The 5,113-nt window shown below is 43.4% G+C and carries 1 protein-coding gene; it reads right to left on the bottom strand.

The window, feature by feature from the left end; translation table 11 throughout:
* On the bottom strand, window positions 1–5,113 hold a 5,113-nt coding region (locus AC6UD8_RS06970; RefSeq protein WP_500723596.1), incomplete at both ends, for a mucin-binding protein.

The raw sequence follows: 5,113 nt of genomic DNA, 5'->3' as shown, positions 1-5,113 counted from the left end.
GATTGAACCACATCATCAGCTAGCTTGTTCCCATTCTTATCAACGTAGTGAATGGTTCTAGTAACGTTCTTAGTTAGATCAGTCTTGCTAGTGCCATCAGGATACTTCGGTCCAGTTGGGTTGTTTGGATCAACTGGTTGACCTGGGTTTCCTGGATTGTCTGGTGTAACTTCCTTACTCTTGTGTTTGAGCACAACCGTAAAGGTTGGGCCGTCAGTATTGAAGGTAAAGCCATCTGCTGGATAACCGTCAGATACTAATTCGTATCCTTGAGCTTCTAGTTTAGCGATTTCGTCCTTCGTACTGTAATCGGCCTTGCTACCAAACTTACCGTTAACGGTATCACTAGTGATAAGGGCATTACCTTTATCCTGATCCACGTAATTAATGTGAACGACTTCATCGTTAGCGTTGTAGGTAACCGTGACACTTGAATCTGGCGTGTCAGCCGTGGCAGTTTCTGAACCAACCGTTGCCTTATCTGGAGTGTATCCCGTAATGGTTGGGGAAACAATCGAACCGAAGACGGCGTTCGTTGAAGTCCAGTTACTGTAAGTTACCTTACCAGTAACCTCATCGAAGGTTGCGGTTCTGTTGAACGTAACCGTTTCAATGCGGTCTTCTGAAGCCTTGCTACCATCAGCGTAAACGTAGTGAACCGTTCTCGTAATGGTCTTGGTCAAGTCATTCTTGCTGGTTCCATCAGGATACTTTGGTCCAGTTGGGTTGTTTGGATCAACTGGTTGACCAGGGTTTCCTGGGTTATCAGGTGTAACTTCCTTGGTCTTGTGTTTCAAAACAACCTTGAAAGTTGGGTTATCGGTATTGAAGGTGTAGCCATCACCTGGGAATCCGTCAGATACAAGTTCATATCCTTGAGCTTCTAATTTAGCAATCTCGTCCTTCGTACTGTAATCAGACTTAGAACCGAACTTACCGTTCAAGCCATCAGTATGAATAACCTTGTTACCATCGTCTTGGTCAATGTATTGAACTTGAGCCTTTTCATCGTTGGCATTGTAGGTAACGGTAACACTAGAGTTAGTTGCGTCAGGACCAATTGTTTCTGATCCAACACTTGCCTTATCTGGTGTGTAACCAGTAATTTTAGGTGAATCGATTTCACCAAAGACTGCGTTAGTTGAAGTCCAGTCACTGTATGTTACCTTGCCAGTAACCTCATCGAAGGTTGCGGTTCTGTTAAACGTAACTGTTTCAATGCGATCTTCTGAAGCTTTACTACCATCAGCATAAACGTAGTGAACCGTTCTCGTAATGTTCTTAGTTAGGTCATTTACACCAGTTCCGTCTGGATAATGAGGTCCGTCTGGATTGTTTGGATCAATTGGTTGTCCTGGGTTTCCTGGATTGTCCGGTGTAACTTCCCTAGTCTTGTGCTTCAGGACAACGGTAAAGGTTGGATTGTCCGTGTTGAAAGTAAAGCCATCAGCAGGGTATCCGTCGGATACCAACTCGTAGCCCTTAGCTTCTAAAGTGGCAATTTCATTTTTGGTTGAGTAACCAGATTTACTACCAAACTTACCAGTTAAGTCATCAGTATGAAGAACGGCATCACCGTTATCTTCGTCAACATAGTTAACTACTGCTTTTTGTTCGTTAGCATTATACGTAACGGTAACACTTCCGTCAGGTGTATCAGCGGTGGCAGTTTCAGAACTAACACTAGCTTTATCTGGAGTGTAACCAGTAATTTCAGGCGAATTGATTTCACCAAAGACAGCGTTCGTTGAAGTCCAGTCACCGTAACTAATAATCTTGCCGGTAACTTGGTCGAAGGTTGCCGTTCTTGTAAACGTAACCGTTTCAACTTTGTCATCGGAAGCTTTACTACCGTCAGCGTAAACGTAGTGCACCGTTCTGGTAATGGTCTTAGTCAGGTCATTTACACCAGTTCCATTAGGATAATGAGGTCCATCTGGATTATTTGGATCCACTGGTTGACCTGGTTGACCCGGATTATCTGGTGTAACCGTCTTAGTCTTGTGTTTAAAGATAACTTTGAAAGTTGGGTTGTCGGTATTAAATTCGTACCCATTTGGATAACCGTCAGTGACTAGTTCGTAACCTTGGGCCTCTAAGCTGGCAATTTCGTTCTTTGTACTGTAGTCCGACTTAGAACCGAACTTACCGTTTAAATTGTCAGTTTTAATAACCCGGTTGTTGTCATCTTGATCAATGTACTGAACGTGAGCCTGTTCATCGTTAGCAGTGTAGGTAACCGTATCAGTTGAATTCTCTGAATTAGGGGAAGTGGTGAGTGAACCAACAGTTGCTTTATCAGGAGTATATCCCGTAATTTCAGGAGAATCAATTGAGCTAAAGACCGCATTCTTAGTAGTCCAGTCACCATAACTAATGATCTTGCCAGTTACTTGATCGAAGGTTGCAGTTCGAGTGTAGGTAACGGTCTCAACTTGATCGTCAGCAGCTTTACTGCCATCGGCATAAACATAGTGAACGGTTCTTGTAATGTTCTTAGTCAGATCATTTACACCAGTTCCATCTGGATACTTTGGTCCAGTTGGGTTATCTGGATCAACTGGTTGTCCCGGTTGACCCGGATTATCTGGCGTAACCGTCTTGGTCTTGTGTTTAAAGATAACTTTGAAAGTTGGGTTGTCGGTATTAAATTCGTACCCATTTGGATAACCATCAGTGACTAACTCGTAACCCTGACTTTCTAAATCAGCAATTTCAGCTTTAGTAGAGTAATCCGACTTAGAACCAAACTTACCGTTTAAGCTATCAGTTTTAATAACTCGGTTGCCGTCGTCTTGGTCAATGTATTGAACACGAGCCTGTTCTTCATTGGCATTGTAGGTAACGGTTACAGATCCGTCTGGCGTGTCGGCTGTGGCAGTTTCGGAACCAACACTTGCTTTATCTGGAGTGTAGCCCGTGATTGCTGGAGAATCAACTTGTCCAAAGACAGCGTTAGTTGAAGTCCAGTCACTGTAAGTTAACTTACCAGTTACTTCGTCAAAGGTTGCCGTTCTTGTAAACGTAACCGTTTCAACTTGATCGTTAGCGGCCTTACTACCATCAGCGTAAACGTAGTGGATGGTTCTTGTAATGTTCTTAGTCAGATCATTTACACTAGTTCCATCTGGGTACTTCGGTCCAGTTGGGTTATTTGGATCAACTGGTTGACCTGGTTGTCCTGGATTATCTGGCGTAACCGTCTTAGTCTTATGCTTCAAAACAACAGTAAAGGTTGGATTGTCAGTGTTGAAAGTAAAGCCATCAGCAGGGTATCCGTCGGATACCAACTCGTAGCCCTTAGCTTCTAAAGTGGCAATTTCATTTTTGGTTGAGTAACCAGATTTACTACCAAACTTACCAGTTAAGTCATCAGTATGAAGAACGGCATCACCGTTATCTTCGTCAACATAGTTAACTACTGCTTTTTGTTCGTTAGCATTATACGTAACGGTAACACTTCCGTCAGGTGTATCAGCGGTGGCAGTTTCAGAACTAACACTGGTCTTATCAGGGGTGTAGCCCGTGATTGCTGGAGAATCAACTTGTCCAAAGACGGAGTTAGTTGAAGTCCAGTTACTGTAAGTTAACTTGCCAGTTACTTCGTCAAAGGTTGCCGTTCTGGTGAAAGTAACGGTTTCTACTTGATCATCAGCTGCTTTACTACCATCAGCGTAAACGTAGTGGATAGTTCTCGTAATTGACTTGGTTAAGTTATCTTTACTAGTTCCATCAGGATATTTTGGTCCAGTTGGGTTATTTGGATCAATTGGTTCACCTGGGTTTCCTGGATTGTCAGGGGTAACCGTCTTCATCTTGTGTTTCAAGACAACCTTGAAGGTTGGGTTATCGGTATTAAATTCATACCCATTTGGATAGCCGTCAGTGACTAATTCGTAACCTTGGGCCTCTAAGCTGGCAATTTCGTTCTTTGTACTGTAGTCCGACTTAGAACCGAACTTACCGTTTAAATTGTCAGTTTTAATAACCCGGTTGTTGTCATCTTGATCAATGTATTGAACATGAGCTTGTTCTTCATTGGCAGTGTAGGTAACCGTATCAGTCGAGTCGGTTGAGTCGGCAGTAGTAGTTAGAGCACCAACGGTTGCCTTATCTGGGGTGTAACCAGTAATTTCAGGTGAATTGATTTCACCAAAGACAGCGTTAGTTGAAGTCCAGGCACTGTATGTTAACTTACCAGTAACCTGGTCAAAGGTTGCGGTCCGAGTGTAAGTAACCGTTTCAGTACGATCATCGGAGGCTTTACTACCGTCAGCGTAGACGTAGTGCACCGTTCTCGTAATGTTCTTAGTCAAGTCATTTACACCAGTTCCATCTGGGTACTTTGGTCCAGTTGGGTTATTTGGATCAACTGGTTGTCCTGGTTGTCCCGGGTTATCTGGCGTAACCGTCTTGGTTTTGTGCTTAAAAACAACTTTGAAAGTTGGGTTGTCGGTATTAAATTCATAACCATTTGGATAGCCATCAGTGACTAATTCGTAACCTTGGGCCTCTAAGCTGGCAATTTCGTTCTTGGTTGAGTAATCAGACTTAGAACCAAACTTACCAGTTAGATTGTCAGTTGTAATAACTCGGTTGTTGTCATCTTGGTCAATGTACTGAACGTGAGCTTGCTCATCGTTAGCAGTGTATGTGACTTTAACATCTGAATTTTTAGTATCAGCGGTGGCAGTTAAAGCACCAACGGTCGCTTGATCCGGAGTGTAGCCCGTAATGGCTGGTGAATCAACCGAACTAAAGATATCATTGTCAGATGTCCAAGCACCATAAGTTATCTCACCAGTTACTTCATCAAAGGTGGCCGTTCTGTTAAACGTAACCGTTTCTACTTTGTCATCTGCGGCTTTACTGCCATCGGCGTAAACGTAGTGGATGGTTCTCGTAATGGACTTAGTCAAGTTGTCCTTGCTAGTGCCATCAGGATACTTCGGTCCCGTTGGGTTGTTTGGATCCACTGGTTGACCTGGGTTTCCAGGGTTATCTGGCGTAACTTCCTTGGTCTTGTGCTTTAAGACAACTTGGAAGGTGGGATTATTGTCGCCAAACTTGTAACCACTTGGGTATCCGTCGGATACCAACTCGTAGCCTTGAG

Source organism: Fructilactobacillus sp. X1R3C1 (assembly GCF_059901545.1).
Note: the sequence above shows the minus strand (reverse complement) of the source record. Positions and strands in the feature narration are given on the sequence as shown.